The sequence below is a fragment of the Phycicoccus ginsengisoli genome (assembly GCF_054779295.1).
Genome location: NZ_BAAGYN010000001.1, coordinates 503161 through 519551 on the forward strand (window position 1 = coordinate 503161; position 16391 = coordinate 519551).

Consider the following 16391-nt stretch of genomic DNA (forward strand, 5'->3'; position numbering starts at 1 on the left):
GGGCGGCCCACCGACGCGGCTAGCCTTGGCCGTGTGACTGACACGACCACGCAGCAGGCCCGCCACGACGGGCGCACCCCCGACCAGACGCGGGAGGTGCGGATCACCCGCAACTGGCTCGACCACGCCGAGGGGAGCGTGCTCGTGGAGTTCGGGCGCACCCGCGTGCTGTGCGCGGCGTCCTTCACCGAGGGCGTGCCGCGCTGGCTCAAGGGCAAGGGGACCGGCTGGGTGACGGCGGAGTACGAGATGCTGCCGCGCTCGACGAACACCCGCTCGGACCGCGAGTCCCGCAAGGGCAAGGTCGGCGGACGGACCCACGAGATCAGCCGCCTGGTCGGCCGGTCGCTGCGCGCGATCATCGACACCAAGGCGCTGGGGGAGAACACGATCGTGCTCGACTGCGACGTCCTGCAGGCCGACGGCGGCACGCGCACGGCGTCGATCACCGGCGCCTACGTCGCCCTCGTCGACGCGATCGAGGACGCCCGGGCCAAGGGGCTCATCGCCAAGGACGCGAAGCCGCTGACGGGGTCGGTCGCGGCCGTGTCGGTGGGCATCGTCAACGGGCAGCCGGTGATCGACCTGGACTACCCCGAGGACTCGACCGCCGAGACCGACATGAACGTGGTCATGACGGGCGACGGCCGGTTCGTGGAGGTGCAGGGCACTGCCGAGAACGGCGCCTTCGACCGCGCCATGCTCGACGCGCTGCTCGACAAGGCGACGGCCGGGTGTGCGGCCCTGACCGCCGCCCAGCAGGCCGCGCTCGCCGCGACCCCGCGCACGCGCGAGCTGTGAGCGCTGTAGTGGCCAAGGTCGTCCTCGCCACCCGCAACCAGCACAAGGTCGTCGAGCTGCGCCACATCCTGGCCGACGTCGTCGAGGAGCTCGGGCTCGAGATCGTCGGTGCCTCGGAGTTCGAGGGTGCGCCGGACGTCGTCGAGGACGAGGTGACGTTCGAGGGGAACGCCCGGCTCAAGGCCGTGGCGCTCGCCCGGCACACGGGGCTGCCCGCGCTCGCCGACGACTCGGGCCTGGCGGTCGACGTGCTCGGCGGGGCACCGGGCATCTTCTCGGCGCGCTGGGCGGGGCGGCACGGCGACGACCTCGCGAACCTGCGGCTGCTGCTCGACCAGCTCGCCGACGTCAAGGACCAGCACCGCCAGGCCGGGTTCGTCTGCGCGGCGGTGCTGGCCCTGCCCGACGGGACGATCCGAGCGGCAGAGGGCCACTTCCGCGGGACGCTGGCGCGGGAACCCCGTGGTGCCAACGGGTTCGGCTACGACCCGCTGCTCGTCGTCGAGGGCGACACGCGTACCGCCGCCGAGCTGAGCCCTGAGGAGAAGAACGCGATCTCCCACCGCGGCAAGGCGTTCCGTGCCATGGTGCCCCACCTGCGCGAGCTCCTCGGTTGAGCTGACCTTGCGGATGCTGCGTCACTGATCAGCCAGCCTGATCAGTGACGCAGCACCGCGCGCATACAATCCACACCGCGCGCAAGTGGCGAAACAGGTATACGCGCCAGGTTTAGGTCCTGGTGCCTTCGGGCGTGCGGGTTCGAGTCCCGCCTTGCGCACTCCTCAAACCCGCGGACAGGGCGCACCCCTTCCCTTGTGGGCGTCGCGCGGTCGGAGTCGGGCGGTGCAGTCAGGTGACTGATGACCGCCTCACCGGCCGGCTGCACAGTCGGAGACGGGTCCAGGACTGCACCGGTCGGTGCCTGTCCGCCCGGATCCCGGCGGCGTCAGCCCTGCGTCGCCGTCATCGCTCCCCAGGAGGTTCCCCATGCCCACCGTCACCGTCGGTCACGAGAACGACCACGACATCGACCTCTACTACGAGGACCACGGCAGCGGCCAGCCCGTGGTGGGAAGGTCGTCGTCACCGTCACTCGGTGAGCACGCCCCGTCCACACCGTGACGACCTTTCCCCCGGCAGTCCGCTGCGATTCTCCGGCGACCGCCGCCATAGACTCCGGCGGGTGAGCAACCCTCCGGCATACCCCACGATGGAGGACGTCATCGGCGGTACCCCGCTGGTGCGTCTGCAGCGCCTGCCTGGGCCGGAGAACGAACGCCGCGGCAACGTGCTGCTCGCGAAGCTGGAAGGGAACAACCCGGCCGGCTCGGTGAAGGACCGGCCAGCGATCAGCATGATCCGGGGTGCCGAGGAGCGAGGGGAGATCTTCCCCGGCGACACCCTGCTGGAAGCCACGTCCGGCAACACCGGGATCGGCTTGGCGATGGCGGCAGCGATCAGCGGCTACCCACTGGTCATCGTGATGCCCGAGGACGCCTCCACCGAGCGGATCCGGACGATGAAGGCGTACGGAGCCGACCTGGTCCTCACCTCGGCAAAGGGCGGCATGGAAGAGGCCCGCGACGTCGTGGCGCGGATGGAACGGGAGGGCCGCGGCCGGGTCCTGGACCAGTTCGGCAACCCGGACAACCCGCGTGCCCACGAGGAGGGCACCGGCCCGGAGCTGTGGCACCAGACCGAGGGTCGGATCACGCACTTCGTGTCCGCGATGGGCACCACCGGCACGATCACCGGGGTCTCGCGGTTCCTGAAGTCGCGCAACCCCGGTGTCCGGATCGTCGGGGCGCAGCCCGCGGAGGGCTCGAAGATCCCCGGGATCCGTGCCTGGGCACCGGAGTACGTGCCGAAGATCTTCGACCCGTCGGCGGTGGACCGGACCATGGAGGTCACCCAGACCGACGCGGAGGAGACGGCCCGCCGGCTGGCCCGCGAGGAAGGCATCTTCGGCGGTGTCTCCGCAGCCGGCGCTTGCTGGACCGCCCTACAGGTGGCCAAGGAGGTCGAGGGGGCGACGATCGTCTTCGTGGTCTGCGACCGCGGCGACCGTTACCTCTCCAGCGGCGTGTTCCCCGCCTGAGAGTCTCGGCTCACGCCCGGCGCGAGCCCCAACCGTCGTAGAGACGGCTGAAGTGACGCATGCGCGCATCTCGGCCAAGGCGGTGGTCGACGGGGGGTTTGAGCAGTCGGGCCGTGGGATCTCAGAGCTGGGTGTTGAGGTAGCTCTGCAGTTGCGTCGAGGTCCGAGAGTCCCACGTCCGCGCGCCGTTGGTGGCGATGCCCAGGTAGAGCTGGAGTGTGTGCATGGACGCGGGTCCCCACGCGCCATCGGGCGTCGTGCCGATCCGCGTCTGCAGCACCCGGATGGTCGTCGGGTTGAGCGTGCCGGTGGCAGCGACACCGAGCCAGCGCTGGAGTGCGGAGATGGTGCGGGGGCCGAGGGATCCGTCCAGTGAGAGTCGAGCGCCGAGCAGCCCCTCGGCAGCCTTGGCGGTGAGCACCCTCATGGCCGCGGCCGCGACCTTGCCGCGGAAACCGGGGTCGGTCGCGACGCGCACCGTCACCGCTTTCACCATCGCCGGGATGGTTGCGGCGTTGACGGTCAGGACCTCGTCCCCACCGGCGTTGATGAAGCGGACGGCGCGATCACCGGGCGACCAGGCGGCGACGGCCTTGGCGTTGCCCAGGTCGTCGCTCATCACGACGCCACGGAAGCCGAGGTTGTTGCGCAGCAGGCCGGTAACGACTGTCGGCGAGAACACCGCCGGTCGCGACCCGTCGATCTTGGTGTAGATCGCGGACGACATCATGACGACCGGGACACCGGTGCTCACCGCCGACCTGAAGGGGGCCAGCGACCCGGAGGTCGTTGTCGTGACGTAGTCCTTCACCCCCGGGGTGGTGTCGGTGTTGGCGGTGACGTAGCCCAGCCCCGGGAAGTGCTTGGCCGTCATGGCGAGGTCAGCCGAACGCTCGCCGGAGAGGAAGCCGCAGCCCTTGGTCGTCACGACGCTCGGCGTGTGACCGAATTCCCGGTGCCAGTAGCCGATCGGCGGGTTGGTCGAGGCGGTGGCAGCGGGGACGGTGTCCAGCACCGGGGCGAGGTTCATGTCCACACCCGAGCGGCGGAGCTGCCCACCCCAGGTGCGCGCCGACGAGGTCAGGGTGGTCGTCGACCACGTGCCCATCGTCAGCGCGGTCGGCATGCGTAAGAACCCGCTGCCCTGCAGGACCTGGACGTAGCCGCCCTCCTGGTCTGTGGAGATCCACAGCGGAACACCAGCCGTGGCGGTGCCCGTCGCCAGCCGGTCGAGGTGGGCGGTCAGCGCACGGACCGGTGCGGCGCCGGCCGTGGACCGTCCGGTGAGGATGACGTTGCCGACGTGGTAGGTCCCGATCGCGCTAGCTGCGGCAGAGGACAGGCCGGTGGCCGGTGTGCCGACCATGAACAGCTGGCCGATGCGCTGAGCGTTGCTCATCCGGTTGTATGCCGCGTGGGCCAAGTCGGCTGCAGTGGCCGCCTCCGCTCGGGGAACGGCCGGGGCGCCGACCGCGACCACCGCTGCTGCGGCGACCACGCCGCGAATCAGAAAGGAACGGGTCTGCATCAGGACCACCACCCCGGTTCGGCGGAACTCGTCGACCTTTACGACGTCCCGCAGCCCGCGAAGGTTGGTCTCACGACACCCAACCCCACTGTTGGGAGGGACCGCAGCCACAGCCCGCCCCACCGCTGATGGACCGGCCTCGCCCTCCGGCGTCGGCGACAGGCCGTTGCTGGGGGAGTCCGCGACCTCCCCGCGGGAGATGCCGCCCAGCTTCATGAGCGGCGTGACCAGCACGTCGAAAGTCTTGGGAACACACGGAACCCGGCCACCGTGATTGGGTTTCGTCACGCATGCCCTGCCAGGTCAGTGCCTTCACGGGAGTCCCCTTCGTCGGTGGCCGCGACCCGAACGGGCGGCTCCCCTCCAACCTCTCCCGGCCTGACCAACGGGGCAATCCGAGCAGGCGCCACGACCTGGCAGGGCAGCCGTCACTTCACCTCTGCCCGACGCACGAGCAGCAGGCCCACGAGCAGGGGCAGGACGAGCCACAGGGCCCCCGACGCGGCCAGGTGCTGCCACTGCGTGCCGGTCGCCACGCCGTCGAAGAGTGGCCGCTGGGCGTAGTTGAAGTCCACCCACGGCTGCGCGTCCGCGAACCACGTCTGCGTCGAGGCGAGCAGCCCGAGCAGCGGCGGCAGCACGAGCGTGTAGACGAAGTACGTCACGATGGCGCCCGCGGAGTTGCGGATGAGCAGGCCGAGGGCGAAGCCGAACAGCATGCCGAGGACGCTGCCGAGGACGATGAGCGCGAAGTGGGCGGCCGACACGTTCCACACGGGGTCCACCCCGGCGATGGCGCTGCCGACGACGGTGCCGAGGGCGCCCACGACGAGGGCGACCAGCATGGACACGACGCCCACGGCGACGGCCGCGAGGAACTTGCCTCCCAGCACCCGGCCGCGCCGCGGCACCAGGGTGAAGGTGGTGAGGCCGGTGCGCTGGCTCCACTCACCGGTGACCGCGAGGATCCCGATGATCGGCAGGATGACCGTCATCGGGGCCCCGACCGCGGCCGCGAAGTTGTCGAAGGTGAGCTGGTTGTCCGGCGCGAAGACGATGATGGCGGCGGTCGCGAGCACGCTCGTGATGACGATGCTGGCCATGAGCCAGAAGCCCGAGCGCGTGTCGAACATCTTGCGCAGCTCGACGACCACGACGCGGGCCAGGGGGATGCGTGATGGCGTCGGCAGGGCGGGCCGGCGGCGGGTGCCGTGGGTGGGCCCGGGGGAGGCCGGCCGGTATGCCGTGGTGCCGGGCCTCGAGGTGGCGTCCGGCGTCCTGTCCGGTCCGACCGTGACGGTGGTGCTCATGCTGCGGCTCCTTCGCGCTGGGTGTCTGCGGTGAGCTCGAGGAACATCTCCTCGAGCCCGGCTCCGTCGGCGGCACGGAGCTCGGTCAGGACCAGGTGCGCGGCGAGGGCGACCTCGCCGACCCGGTCGGTGGTGGCGTCGGTGTGGACGCTGCCGTCGGGGCGGGCGGTCGCGGACTCGCCGGCGCCCTGCAGGGCGGCGACCAGTGCTGCCGCGTCCCGGGCGCGCGCCACCGTGCCGGCTGCGGCGAGCAGCTCGGCCTTCGTCCCCTGGGCCACGATGCGGCCCCGGCCGATGACGACCAGGTCGTCGGCGACGACCTCGATCTCGTGCAGCAGGTGGCTCGACAGCAGCACGGTGCCGCCCTGGTCGGCATACCCGCGCAGCAGGTCGCGCATCCATCGGATGCCGGCGGGGTCGAGGCCGTTGGCCGGCTCGTCGAGGAGGAGGACGCCCGGGTCTCCGAGCAGGGCGGTCCCGATGCCGAGCCGTTGGCGCATGCCGAGGGAGTAGTCGCGCACCCGCCGGTCGGCCTCCGCAGACGTCAGGCTGACGAGGTCCACCATCTCCTGCACCCGGCCGCGGGGAAGCCCCATCGTCCGCTGGGCGACCGTGAGGATCTCGCGACCCGTGCGGCCGGCGTGCTGCGCCGAGGCGTCGAGCAGGACCCCCACCTCCCGACCCGGGTTGGGCAGCTCGGTGAAGCGCCGACCGGAGATGGTGGCGGTGCCGGAGGTGGCCGGCGTGAGCCCGACCATGATGCGCATCGTCGTCGACTTCCCGGCGCCGTTGGGGCCGAGGAAGCCGGTGACGCGTCCGGGACGGGCGGTGAACGAGACGTCGTCCACCGCGGTCATCCCACGTCCGTACGTCTTGGTGAGTGAGTCCACTGTGATCATGCCGAGGATCGTCGCGCCGGGGCGCACCCCGGCACATCGGGGAGGAACCGGGGCGCGACCCTGAGTGCACCCTGAGGTTCCTCGGGGTCGTCGGGCGACGCACCCAGGGCTCGGCGCACACCTAGACTTCCCGGCATGCGGACCGGGCGGCTCGAGGCCTTCAGCGACGGGGTCCTGGCGATCCTCATCACGATCATGGTGCTCGAGCTCAAGGTCCCGGAGGAGCCGACGCTCGACGCGCTCCGGCCCTCGCTCGTGGGTCTGCTCACCTACCTGCTCAGCTTCGTGTACATCGGCATCTACTGGAACAACCACCACCACATGTTCCAGCTGGTCCGCCACGTCAGCGGGGCGATCCTGTGGGCCAACCTGGCCCTGCTGTTCATGCTGTCGCTGGTGCCGTTCACGACGGCGTGGATGGACGACACGCGGTTCGCCCCGCTGCCCGTCGGCGTCTACGGCCTCAACCTGCTCCTGGCGGCGATCTCGTACTACGTGCTCCAGCTCGCGGTCTTCCGGCGCGAGGGGCGAGAGAGCCTGCTTCGCCAGGCGGTCGGGCGCGACCTCAAGGGCAAGCTCAGCCCCGTCGTCTACACCGCAGGGATCCTGGGGACATTCATCTCGCCGTGGCTGGGCGTTGCCGCCTACGTCGCGGTCGCCATCACCTGGCTCGTGCCCGACCGTCGGGCCGAGCGCTTCGTCCACGAGCACGCCCTGGAGGACTGACACCACCATGACCGACCTCGACGACGAGCTCACCTACCCGCCGCCGCTCCAGGTCGCCTCGTGGCGACGCGAGGTGCACGCCCTGTATACCGCGGTGCGCGCCGAGCACGACCCTGCGGCTGCGCACGCGCTCTGGGTGCAGGGGAGGAGCGAGCTGTTCGAGACCCACCCGGCCTCGCCCCGGCGGCCGGGGCAGCGGATGCGGCACGCGGCCTACGACCCGGCCTTCCGGTTCACGGTCCCGGTGGTGCCGGCCGAGCTCGACGGCTGGAAGTTCACGTCCGGCACCGACGGCGTCGTGCCCTTCAGCGGGATCGGCACGGTCGCCCTCGGCGACCTCGGCGAGGTGGCCCTGTGGTGGCTCGACTCCTACGGCGGCGGCGTGTTCCTGCCGCTGCGCGACGGGTCGGCCGGGAGCGAGACGTACGGCGCCGGTCGCTACGTGCTCGACACGGTCAAGGGCAGCGACCTCGGCCGGGAGGGGGAGGCGTGGGTCGTCGACCTCAACTTCGCCTACAACCCGTCCTGCGTCTACGACTACCGCTGGGTCTGCCCGCTCGCCCCGCCGGCCAACCGGATCGCGGCGCCGGCGCCGGTCGGGGAGCTGCTGCCGGAGGGCTACGACGGCTGACGCGCGTCGGCCCGGATCCGCAGGGGACCCGGGCCGACGTCGTCTCAGTGCGTCACAACGAGATTCGGCACTCTGATCGTGTCAGACCAACCGCGTCACGGCGCCGCGGTCAGCGCCGCCACGTAGCCGGGGGCGTTCGGGCTGCCCCAGCCGGTGGTGAGGTCGTATCCCTGGGTGGTCGGCCAACCCGCGACTGGTCCGGGGTGGACGAACCCGTCGGTGCCGTACTCCCACATCCGGTTGTCCTGCAGGACACCGCTGGGGGCGGTGCCGTAGGTGTGGGCGAGCACGTCGCTGAACGCGGTGGCCCGCGGGAACGACGGCGCGTAGATCGCCGCGTTGAGGTTGCCGATGCCCGGCTTGCCGGCCACGGCACGCGAGGCGTTGGCGATCGCGGTCACCGCGGCGACCTGCGGCGAGGAGGCCGACGTGCCGCCGGTGACGCTCCAGCCCACGCCGTCGAGGTTCTGGAAGTAGGAGTGGTAGACGAGCACGCCACCGTTGACGGCCGCGTTCCAGGCGACGTCGGGGACGCCGCGGTGCGAGCCGACCACCGACGCGACACCGGACTGCCACGACGGGCGCGGGTAGACGCTCGACTGGCCGCCGCCGGTGCCGATCCCGGCCCAGCTCTCGTTCCAGACGGCCTGGCTGCTGCCGCCCTGGTTCCACGCCCAGTACAGCGGGTTGCGGCTGCCGTCGTCGTTGAACGGCTTGTCCTGCGTGGGGTTCCACGTCCAGCCGGACTGCACCTGGGTGCCGCCGACCGAGGTCACGTACGGCGAGGAGTTCGGGTAGCTCACCGACGGGTGGTCGACCGTCTGGGTCTGGTGGTGCGCCCGCCCGGTGCCGAGCGAGCCGTTGTCACCGGAGGAGGCGAAGAAGGTGTCGTGCTTGGCCAGCCCGCGCTGGAAGGTCTGGTCGAACTTGGCGAACTGCCCGGCCGCCGACGCACCGCCGAAGGCCTCCTCGCTGGTCCCGAACGACATCGAGAACACCGTGCCGGCCGGGTACTTCGCGACGGCCCAGTCGATGGCCTTCATCATGTTCGGCATGCCCTGCACGCCCTGGGTCTCGGCGACCGGGGTGCCGATGAGGACGATGTGCGCCTTGGGGGCGATGGCGTACGCCCACTGCACGTCGAGGTTCGCCTCGCCGGCCCAGCCCTCGGCCGAGGTCGGGCCTGCCTGGCCGCTGCCGTTGCCCGTGGCGTGGGTGTAGTCGACCTTGCCGATCGGGAAGGCGGCCTCGAAGTCGGGCTTGGGACCGTTGAAGGTCTTGGCGAAGAAGTCGACGTCCTGCGCGGCGGTCGGGCTGCCGTAGGAGTCGACGATAACGATGGTCTGCCCGGCGCCGTCCGTGGTGCTCGGGGTCAGCGGGGCCAGGCCGTAGAAGGCTCGGATCTGGTCGGGGGTGTAGCAGTGGATCGTCGTCGAGACGCGACCGTCGGGCGCGGGTCGCGTACACGCGGCAGCGCCGGCGTCGGCCCCCTTCGCGTGGAACGCGGACTCCGGCGCCTGGGCCGACAGGTCCGTGCCGGTCAGCGCCGGCGCGGTGGGCGCGGTGGACGCGGCCAGCGCGGGGCCCCCGGCCGCGAGGCCGAGACCGGCGGCCACCACGGCGGCGACCACACCGAGCTTCAGGGTCATCGTGTGCTCCCTTGGTTGGACGGCGGGGACCGGTCGGTCCCCGAGGACACCCTTGGGTCAGGCGTCCTCGGACAGGCTCGGACGTCTGGGTGATTTCGGGCATGACAAACGTCATGGATCCGCGCGTCGAGTTCGCGGGGTGGCCGGGGTCCTAGGGTTCGGAGCGTGAACCCGCTGCTGCGTGAGGTGCTGCCCGTCCTCGGCCTCGACGAGGCGTATGCCGCGGAGCACCTCGACGTCGCGACCGGCAGCTTCCTGCCGTCCGCGCTGCCGGTGGGCACCCTGGCGACCGGGTCGGTGGCGGCGGCGGCGCTGGCCGGGGTCGCCCTCACGGGTCGCCGGGTGGCTCGGGTCGACCCGCGGCAGGTGGCCACGTCGTTCCGGGCCGACCAGGTCCAGCGCGTCGACGGCCGGCCGCTCGAGGGGTTCGCCCCCCTGTCCGGCTTCTTCGAGGCCGCCGACGGGTGGGTGCGCACCCACGCCAACTACCCCCACCACCGCGACCGGCTGCTGCGGGCGCTCGAGCTGCCCGCGGACGCCGGGCGAGCGGACGGGGCCGCCGCGATCGCACGGCGGTCAGCCCAGGACGTGGAGGACGTCGTCACCGCCGACCACGGCATCGCGGTCCGGGTGCGCACGCTGGCGGAGTGGATGGCGGGGGAGCAGGCGCGCGTCGTCGACAGCCACGACCTCCTCGCCGTCGAGCGACAGCCGGCCGCAGGACCCGTGGCCCCGGTGGACGTGGCGACGCTCGGCCGCCGGGTGCGGGTGCTCGACCTCACCCGGGTGCTCGCGGGGCCGGTCGCGACCCGGACGCTCGCCTTCCTCGGGTGCGACGTCCTGCGGGTGGACAGCCCGCACGTGCCCGAGCTCGAGGCGCTGCACCTCGACACCGGCTCGGGCAAGCGCTCCACCCTCGTCGACCTGCACGTCGAGCACGCCCGCGCCCGCCTGCACGAGCTCCTGGGGGAGGCCGACGTGCTGGTGACCGGCTACCGCCCGGGTGCGCTCGCGGCATACCACCTCGACGCGGCGAGCGTCGCGGAGCGGCACCCGCACGTGGTCCACGCGAGCCTGTCCGCGTGGACGCCCGACGGGCCCTGGGGCGGGCGGCGCGGGTTCGACTCGATCGTCCAGGCGGCGACGGGCATCGCAATGCTCGAGTCGTCGGACGGCACCGTCCCGGCCGCCCTGCCGGCCCAGGCCCTCGACCACGCCACCGGCTACCTGCTGGCGGCGGGCGTGCTCGCCGCACTGCGGGCCCGCGCCACCCAGGGCGGGACCTGGCAGGTCAGGACGCACCTCGCGCGCACGGCCCACTGGCTGCTGCGCACCGACGCGCTGGACGGACCCGCGGCGCCGGTGGTGGACACCGGTCCCTGGACGGTGTCCACCCGGTGCGACGCGGGCGTCGTGACGGGAGCCCGGCCGGCGTTCAGGGTCGACGACGGGCCGACGGAGTTCGCGTGGGTCGGCCGCCGATGGGGGAGCGACGAGGCGGAGTGGGCCGGCGACTGACCGGTCAGTGCTGGGGTGCCGCGACGCTGCGCGGGTCGAAGCCGAAGGGCAGCTCCAGGCGGTGCGCGGCCATCAACGCGTCGTCGGTGAGGACGTCCCGGGTGGTCCCGTCGGCGACCACCACCCCGCCGGACAGCACGACGGACCGGGGGCAGAGCTCGTACGCGTAGGGCAGGTCGTGGGTGACCATGAGGACCGTGACGTCCAGCGAGCGCAGGATGTCCGCGAGCTCGCGGCGCGAGGCCGGGTCGAGGTTGGACGAGGGCTCGTCGAGGACGAGGACCTCGGGCTCCATCGCCAGCACCGTGGCGACCGCGACCCGACGCCGCTGCCCGAACGACAGGTGGTGCGGCGGCCGGTCGATGTGCTCGAGCATCCCCACCTGCTCCAGCGCCCGGACCACGCGGGCCTCGAGCGCGGCGCCGCGCAGCCCGAGGTTGGCGGGACCGAACTCGACGTCGGCGCGCACGGTCGGCATGAACAGCTGGTCGTCGGGGTCCTGGAAGACGACGCCGACGCGGCGGCGCACCTCCATGAGGTTCTCGCCGGTGACCGGCAGGCCGGAGACCTCCACCGAACCGGCACCGCCGGCCAGGATGCCGTTGAGGTGCAGCACCAGGGTGGTCTTGCCCGCGCCGTTGGGGCCCAGCAGGGCGACCCGCTCACCGCGGTGCACGTGCAGGTCGACCCCGAAGAGGGCCTGGTGGCCGTCGGGGTAGGCGTACGCGAGGCCGCGCACGTCGAGGACGGGGGTGCTCACGCGGCGACTCCCAGGAGCAGGGCGGCGAGGGCCGCGACGGGCAGGGCTGTGGCGAGCCGCCACTGGGCGGCGGTCGCGGTCATGGGGTGCGGCACCGGCATACGCCCGGTGTAGCCGCGGGACAGCATCGCGAGGTGGACGCGCTCGCCACGCTCGTAGGACCGGATGAACAACGCCCCCACGGTGGACGCGAGGGCCGGCCACGACCGCACCGACCGGGCCCGGAAGCCGCGGGACTCGCGGGCCACCCGCATCCGAGCCAGCTCTCCGGTCACCACCTCGAGGTACCGGATCATGAAGCCCATGATCTGCACGAGCTGGTGCGGCAGGCGCAGCCGCTCCAGGCCGGCGACGACGTCCCGGGGCTCCGTGGTGGCGGCGAGCAGGAGCGAGGCCAGCACGCCGAGGGTGCCCTTGACGAGCAGCGCGGCGGCACCGGCCAGCCCGTGCTCGGACAGGCTGAGCGGTCCCACCTGGACGCGGGGCCCGGTGGCGACGAAAGGCAGCAGGAGCGCGAAGACCACGAAGGGGATCTCGACCACCATCCGGCGGGCCAGGTAGCGCGCAGGCACGTGCGAGACCGCGACCGCGACGCCGAGCAGGACGGCGTGCACCACGAACACCCAGGGCAGGTCGCGCGGCGTCGCCACGACGACGACGACGTATGCCACGAGGGCCACGAGCTTCGTGTGCGCCGGCAGGCGGTGGATCGGCGAGTACCCGTGGAAGTGCAGGTGGTGTCCGTGACCGGCGCCCACCCCCGTCGTCCTCGCGGCCGGGGCCGTGGTCTCGGTGGCGGGCGGGCCCTTGCGCCGCAGGTTCCAGAACAGGCCGGCTCCGACGGCGGAGACCAGGACCACGCCGATCACGCCCGCCAGGCCCCGGGACACGCGTGCGTCGCCGATGCCCCTGGTCGCGTAGCCGGAGAACGGCGAGCCGTCGGACGCGTGCGGACTGGCGGTGCTGCCGAAGCCGAGTGTGCGGGCGACGTGGTTGAGGCCGTCCGGGTGGCTCGAGGCGTAGGAGGAGACGACGCCGGCGAGCAGCAGGACCAGGGCGAGCCCGACGAGCAGGAGGGCGCGCGAGCTCACGGCAGGGCGGGCGCCGGTGCCGCTGCGGCCACCGGCCGGCTCCGCCGGTGTCGGTGTCGGTGTCGGTGTCGCCGGACCGGGCGTGCGGGGGTGGGGCGTCCGGTTCACGTGCGTCAGCGCGACCGCATCGCGGACGAGGAGCTCGCGCCGGGCCAGCACGCGGCGGGCACCGTGGACGAGGTCGGGTCGCACGGCCAGGATCGAGGAGACGGCGAGCCCGGTGATGACCGCCTCGCCCACGCCGATGAGGACGTGCCAGCCCACCATGGCCGTCACGAGGCGGTCCAGCGGGATCGCGGCCTGGCCGCCCACGGCATACAGCGCGCAGAACGCCAGCGCGGCGACCGGCACGGAGACGAACGCGCCCGCGACCGCGGCGGGGGCGACCATCGACACCCGCCGGGGGAGCGCGGACTGGACCAGCCGGAAGACGAGGTAGCCGACCCAGACACCCACCAGGCCCATGAGCGTGATGTTGGTGCCGAGGGCCGTCAGGCCGCCGTCGGCGAAGAGCAGGCCCTGCACGAGCAGCACGACCGTCAGGCAGAGCGTGGCGGTGGCCGGCCCGACCAGCACCGCGGCGAGGGCGCCGCCGAGGAGGTGCCCCGACGTGCCGGCACCGACGGGGAAGTTGAGCATCTGCGTCGCGAAGACGAACGCCGCGACGAGACCGGCCAGCGGTGCGGTGCGGTCGTCGAGCTCACGGCGGGCCGCACCCACCAGCGCGGAGCCGACCCCGACGGTTGCGACGCCGGCCGTCGCCCACGAGGTCGAGGCGTCGAGGAACCCGTCCGGGACGTGCACGGTCGCTCCTGCCTGCCGAGGTGAGGCGGCGCCACCTGGGATAGGTTTGGGGCGCGGCTGGGACCCACCTTATTGCAAACGAGTTGCAACAACACGACACCCCCGGCGAGGAGCGAGGCGACCCATGGCTGACCGTCTGACCCCCGGCGACACCGCCCCCGACTTCACCCTGCCCGACGACCAGGGCGGCACGGTCACCTTGTCTGACCTACGTGGCAAGCAGGTCATCGTCTACTTCTACCCGGCCGCCATGACGCCGGGCTGCACCACCCAGGCCTGCGACTTCAGCGACAACATCGCGAGCCTGCGCGGGCACGGGTACGAGGTGCTGGGCATCTCCCCGGACTCGCCCGAGAAGCTCGCGAAGTTCCGCGAGAAGGACAGCCTGACCATCACGCTGCTGTCGGACGGCGACAAGGCCGTCATGCAGCAGTACGGCGCCTACGGGGAGAAGAAGCTCTACGGCAAGACCGTCGAGGGCGTCCTGCGCAGCACGGTCGTCGTGGACGAGAAGGGCACCGTCACGCAGGCCCAGTACAGCGTCAAGGCCACCGGCCACGTGGCCAAGCTGCGGCGCGACCTCGGGATCGACGACTGATCCCGGCCCCTGGCCGAACCCACCCGCCGACCCGCTGGAGACGACCATGACCGAGCACACGGCACCGAAGTCCGTCGACGAGATCGAGGCCGAGATCGCTGCGGCCCGCAGCCGCCTCGCCGGCACCGTCGACGAGCTGCACACCCGAACGGCGCCGCAGGAGATCGCGCGGCGGCAGGTGGAGACGGCGAAGGTGAAGTTCACCGAGGCTACCCGCACCCCCACCGGGGAGCTGCGCACCGAGCGGATCGCAGCGCTCGCGGCCGCGGCCGTCGCCCTCATCGGTCTGGGTGCCCTGCGCCGTCGCCGTGGCTGAGGACTCCTCCGGCCTGCCGGTGAGGATGCTGCACGACCGCGTCCTCGTCGCCCTCGAGGGCGAGGGTGAGCGCCGCTCCGGTGGCGGGATCGTCATCCCGGCGACCGCGAGCGTCGGTCGCCGGCTCTCGTGGGGCACGGTGGTCGCGGTCGGCCACAACGTCCGCCAGGTCGAGGCCGACGACCGGGTGCTCTTCGACCCCGAGGACAGGGCCGAGGTCGAGGTGCAGGGCAAGGACTACGTCGTCCTGCGCGAGCGCGACATCCACGCGGTGGCCGCCGTCCGCGTGGACGACGGCCAGACCGGCCTCTACCTCTGAGCCGACCGGCCCGGCCGCCCGCCCCCGAGCGGCTGTGGGCGCTCCCGAGCCGATGCGCGCTCAGCCGGCCACGGGCAGTCCGGCCTCCCGCCACGCGCGGAAGCCGCCCACGATGTCGGTGGCGCGTCGGATCCCCAGTCGCAGCAACGCATCCGCGGCCAACGAGGACGTGTAGCCCTCCTGGCACAGCACGATGACGCGGGTTTCGAACCCGGCCTCGGGCCGCCGCGCGGCACTGCGCGGGTCGAACCGCCACTCGAGCACGTTGCGCTCCACGAACAGCGGCCCGAGGTGGGCGGCGACCTCCCCCTCGGCCGCACGCTGGGCGGCCGGTCTGATGTCGACGAGGAGGGCTCGCCCGTACAGCACCTCCTGGTAGGCGGCCCGCGCACTGACTCGCAGGAGCCGGCTGCGGGAGTCGGCCAGCTGGTCGTCGATCCCGTCGTAGAGCGGTGCGTCCCAGCCCCGACCGGTGCCGGGGCCGTCCGACGTCGCGGAGTCGCTCGTCGGGTCGCTGTAGAGGCGTGACTCCCAGAAGACGGACGCCGCGGCCGACGCCACGGTGGTGGTCGGCACCGTCGCCGTGGCGGTCACCACTGCACCCCGGCCCGCTCGACCCCGGTGGGGCGCAGCACGTCGTCCACCAGCGCGTAGCGCGTCATCCCGCGCAGGGCGGGGGAGTACACGTGCACGGACAGTGCCGGGCGGTCGCCGAGGTTGACGACGTTGTGCACGTGGCGCGCGCCGAACGTGCGGCCCTCGCCCTCCCACAGGAACCGGTCGTGGACCGTGCCGGACGCCCAGCTCTGCTCGGCGAGCTCGCCGCGAACGGTGAGGAAGGCGCCCTCGGACTGGAGGTGGTCGTGCCAGCCGGTGCTGCTGCCGACCGGCCAGCCGATCAGCCAGATCTCGAGGTGCTCGGTGGCGTCGAGTCGCGTCCAGGTGCGCTCGCGCGCGTCGAGGTCGACGAGTCGGTGCAGGTCAGGGTCGGAGGCGAAGAGGCGTGCGGTGCGCAGCAGCTGGTGACGGGTGAAGCGGTTGACGCCGGGGGTCCCGGTGGTGGTGGTGATGCTCATGGACGTACTCCTGGTCTCGTCGTGGTGTCTCGGAAAGCGTTGCGGGGCAACACATTCGGCGACACAGGGAGCCCTGGGTCAGGAGCAGGTCGAGGTGGATGCGGCGGTATGCCGTGTGGCTGGTCGGCGGCGTGGCCATGGGTTCGTCTCCGGTCTCGTGCGTCCTCGCCGGGAAATCGGCGGGCGCGGGCTGGTGCGAGCTGGGGTCAGGCGCAGCAGCGACACCGCATGACGCCGTCGCACAGGGACACCCTGTGCGTGCGCGAC

General features: G+C 72.4%; 18 protein-coding genes and 1 tRNA gene. 11 read left to right on the plus strand and 8 right to left on the minus strand.

Annotation, left to right across the window (positions count from 1 at the left end):
- The first annotated feature begins 33 nt into the window (after positions 1-33).
- The 5 genes from rph to cysM all read left to right on the plus strand — a co-directional run bounded on the left by rph (position 34) and on the right by cysM (position 2899).
- Positions 34-801, plus strand: a complete 768-nt coding sequence (rph, locus tag ACYVDO_RS02325; RefSeq protein WP_460932601.1) for a ribonuclease PH — start codon at positions 34-36, stop codon at positions 799-801.
- Positions 798-1418, plus strand: coding sequence for an RdgB/HAM1 family non-canonical purine NTP pyrophosphatase (gene rdgB, locus ACYVDO_RS02330; protein WP_460932602.1), 621 nt, complete (start codon positions 798-800; stop codon positions 1416-1418). The genes rph and rdgB overlap by 4 nt, the downstream gene beginning before the upstream one ends.
- A gap of 79 nt (positions 1419-1497) precedes the next feature.
- Positions 1498-1579, plus strand: a tRNA-Leu gene (locus ACYVDO_RS02335).
- Positions 1580-1788: 209 nt separating this feature from the next.
- On the plus strand, positions 1789-1923 hold the full coding sequence (locus ACYVDO_RS02340; RefSeq protein WP_460932603.1) for a hypothetical protein: 135 nt from the start codon (positions 1789-1791) through the stop codon (positions 1921-1923).
- Between the two features lie 61 nt (positions 1924-1984).
- Entirely contained in the window at positions 1985-2899 is a 915-nt protein-coding gene (cysM, locus tag ACYVDO_RS02345; protein WP_460932604.1) for a cysteine synthase CysM, read from the plus strand.
- A 121-nt stretch (positions 2900-3020) separates the two neighbouring features.
- On the opposite strand, the gene ACYVDO_RS02350 is transcribed toward cysM, so the two are convergent.
- The 3 genes from ACYVDO_RS02350 to ACYVDO_RS02360 form a co-directional block, all read right to left on the minus strand.
- Positions 3021-4661 (minus strand): glycoside hydrolase family 3 N-terminal domain-containing protein, encoded by a 1641-nt coding sequence (locus ACYVDO_RS02350; protein ID WP_460932605.1) that lies wholly within the window; start codon positions 4659-4661, stop codon positions 3021-3023.
- Positions 4662-4855: 194 nt separating this feature from the next.
- The gene (locus tag ACYVDO_RS02355) at positions 4856-5737 is read right to left on the minus strand and encodes an ABC transporter permease (RefSeq protein ID WP_460932606.1); all 882 of its coding nucleotides are present in this window, start codon (positions 5735-5737) and stop codon (positions 4856-4858) included.
- On the minus strand, positions 5734-6636 hold the full coding sequence (locus tag ACYVDO_RS02360; protein ID WP_460932607.1) for an ABC transporter ATP-binding protein: 903 nt from the start codon (positions 6634-6636) through the stop codon (positions 5734-5736). Before ACYVDO_RS02360 ends, ACYVDO_RS02355 begins: the two co-directional genes overlap by 4 nt.
- 135 nt (positions 6637-6771) lie before the next feature.
- Here ACYVDO_RS02360 and ACYVDO_RS02365 point away from each other — a divergent pair, with 135 nt between their 5' ends.
- Positions 6772-7362: a TMEM175 family protein gene (locus ACYVDO_RS02365; RefSeq protein ID WP_460932608.1), complete on the plus strand. Its 591-nt coding sequence runs from the start codon at positions 6772-6774 to the stop codon at positions 7360-7362.
- 7 nt (positions 7363-7369) lie between these two features.
- Positions 7370-7993 carry a DUF1684 domain-containing protein gene (locus ACYVDO_RS02370; RefSeq protein WP_460932609.1) on the plus strand — a complete coding sequence of 208 codons (624 nt, stop codon included), beginning with the start codon at positions 7370-7372 and terminating at the stop codon, positions 7991-7993.
- Between the two features lie 95 nt (positions 7994-8088).
- On the opposite strand, the gene ACYVDO_RS02375 is transcribed toward ACYVDO_RS02370, so the two are convergent.
- The gene (locus ACYVDO_RS02375; protein WP_460932610.1) at positions 8089-9642 is read right to left on the minus strand and encodes a S53 family peptidase; all 1554 of its coding nucleotides are present in this window, start codon (positions 9640-9642) and stop codon (positions 8089-8091) included.
- Between the two features lie 165 nt (positions 9643-9807).
- Between ACYVDO_RS02375 and ACYVDO_RS02380 the strand changes: the two genes are divergently transcribed.
- The gene (locus ACYVDO_RS02380) at positions 9808-11160 is read left to right on the plus strand and encodes a CoA transferase (protein ID WP_460932611.1); all 1353 of its coding nucleotides are present in this window, start codon (positions 9808-9810) and stop codon (positions 11158-11160) included.
- Positions 11161-11164: 4 nt separating this feature from the next.
- Here the strand turns inward: ACYVDO_RS02380 and ACYVDO_RS02385 are convergent, their stop codons facing one another.
- Positions 11165-11920 (minus strand): energy-coupling factor ABC transporter ATP-binding protein, encoded by a 756-nt coding sequence (locus ACYVDO_RS02385; protein ID WP_460932612.1) that lies wholly within the window; start codon positions 11918-11920, stop codon positions 11165-11167.
- Entirely contained in the window at positions 11917-13815 is a 1899-nt protein-coding gene (gene cbiQ / locus ACYVDO_RS02390) for a cobalt ECF transporter T component CbiQ (RefSeq protein WP_460932613.1), read from the minus strand. The genes ACYVDO_RS02385 and cbiQ overlap by 4 nt, the downstream gene beginning before the upstream one ends.
- Before the next feature lie 124 nt (positions 13816-13939).
- Here cbiQ and bcp point away from each other — a divergent pair, with 124 nt between their 5' ends.
- From bcp to ACYVDO_RS02405, 3 genes are read left to right on the plus strand one after another with little or no spacing between them, the layout of a single operon-like run.
- Complete coding sequence (bcp, locus tag ACYVDO_RS02395) at positions 13940-14413, plus strand: thioredoxin-dependent thiol peroxidase (protein WP_460932614.1); 474 nt, start codon at positions 13940-13942, stop codon at positions 14411-14413.
- Positions 14414-14459: 46 nt separating this feature from the next.
- Positions 14460-14729 (plus strand): DUF3618 domain-containing protein, encoded by a 270-nt coding sequence (locus tag ACYVDO_RS02400; protein ID WP_460932615.1) that lies wholly within the window; start codon positions 14460-14462, stop codon positions 14727-14729.
- 25 nt (positions 14730-14754) lie between these two features.
- Positions 14755-15048 (plus strand): GroES family chaperonin, encoded by a 294-nt coding sequence (locus ACYVDO_RS02405; RefSeq protein WP_460932674.1) that lies wholly within the window; start codon positions 14755-14757, stop codon positions 15046-15048.
- Positions 15049-15108: 60 nt separating this feature from the next.
- On the opposite strand, the gene ACYVDO_RS02410 is transcribed toward ACYVDO_RS02405, so the two are convergent.
- Together ACYVDO_RS02410 and ACYVDO_RS02415 are read right to left on the minus strand one after the other, a co-directional pair.
- The gene (locus ACYVDO_RS02410; RefSeq protein ID WP_460932616.1) at positions 15109-15642 is read right to left on the minus strand and encodes a rhodanese-like domain-containing protein; all 534 of its coding nucleotides are present in this window, start codon (positions 15640-15642) and stop codon (positions 15109-15111) included.
- A complete protein-coding gene (locus ACYVDO_RS02415; protein WP_460932617.1) occupies positions 15639-16124 on the minus strand; it encodes a cupin domain-containing protein in 486 nt (161 codons plus the stop codon). The genes ACYVDO_RS02410 and ACYVDO_RS02415 overlap by 4 nt, the downstream gene beginning before the upstream one ends.
- Positions 16125-16391 lie beyond the last annotated feature (267 nt).

What these genes read in the sequence shown, in the direction of transcription:
- ACYVDO_RS02370 (WP_460932609.1), top strand. Translation starts at nt 7,370, where the DNA reads ATGACCGACCTCGACGACGAGCTCACCTACCCGCCGCCGCTCCAGGTC.
- ACYVDO_RS02375 (WP_460932610.1), bottom strand. Translation starts at nt 9,642, where the DNA reads ATGACCCTGAAGCTCGGTGTGGTCGCCGCCGTGGTGGCCGCCGGTCTC.
- ACYVDO_RS02365 (WP_460932608.1), top strand. Translation starts at nt 6,772, where the DNA reads ATGCGGACCGGGCGGCTCGAGGCCTTCAGCGACGGGGTCCTGGCGATC.
- ACYVDO_RS02355 (WP_460932606.1), bottom strand. Translation starts at nt 5,737, where the DNA reads ATGAGCACCACCGTCACGGTCGGACCGGACAGGACGCCGGACGCCACC.
- bcp (WP_460932614.1), top strand. Translation starts at nt 13,940, where the DNA reads ATGGCTGACCGTCTGACCCCCGGCGACACCGCCCCCGACTTCACCCTG.
- ACYVDO_RS02415 (WP_460932617.1), bottom strand. Translation starts at nt 16,124, where the DNA reads ATGAGCATCACCACCACCACCGGGACCCCCGGCGTCAACCGCTTCACC.
- ACYVDO_RS02405 (WP_460932674.1), top strand. Translation starts at nt 14,755, where the DNA reads ATGCTGCACGACCGCGTCCTCGTCGCCCTCGAGGGCGAGGGTGAGCGC.
- ACYVDO_RS02340 (WP_460932603.1), top strand. Translation starts at nt 1,789, where the DNA reads ATGCCCACCGTCACCGTCGGTCACGAGAACGACCACGACATCGACCTC.
- ACYVDO_RS02360 (WP_460932607.1), bottom strand. Translation starts at nt 6,636, where the DNA reads ATGATCACAGTGGACTCACTCACCAAGACGTACGGACGTGGGATGACC.
- ACYVDO_RS02400 (WP_460932615.1), top strand. Translation starts at nt 14,460, where the DNA reads ATGACCGAGCACACGGCACCGAAGTCCGTCGACGAGATCGAGGCCGAG.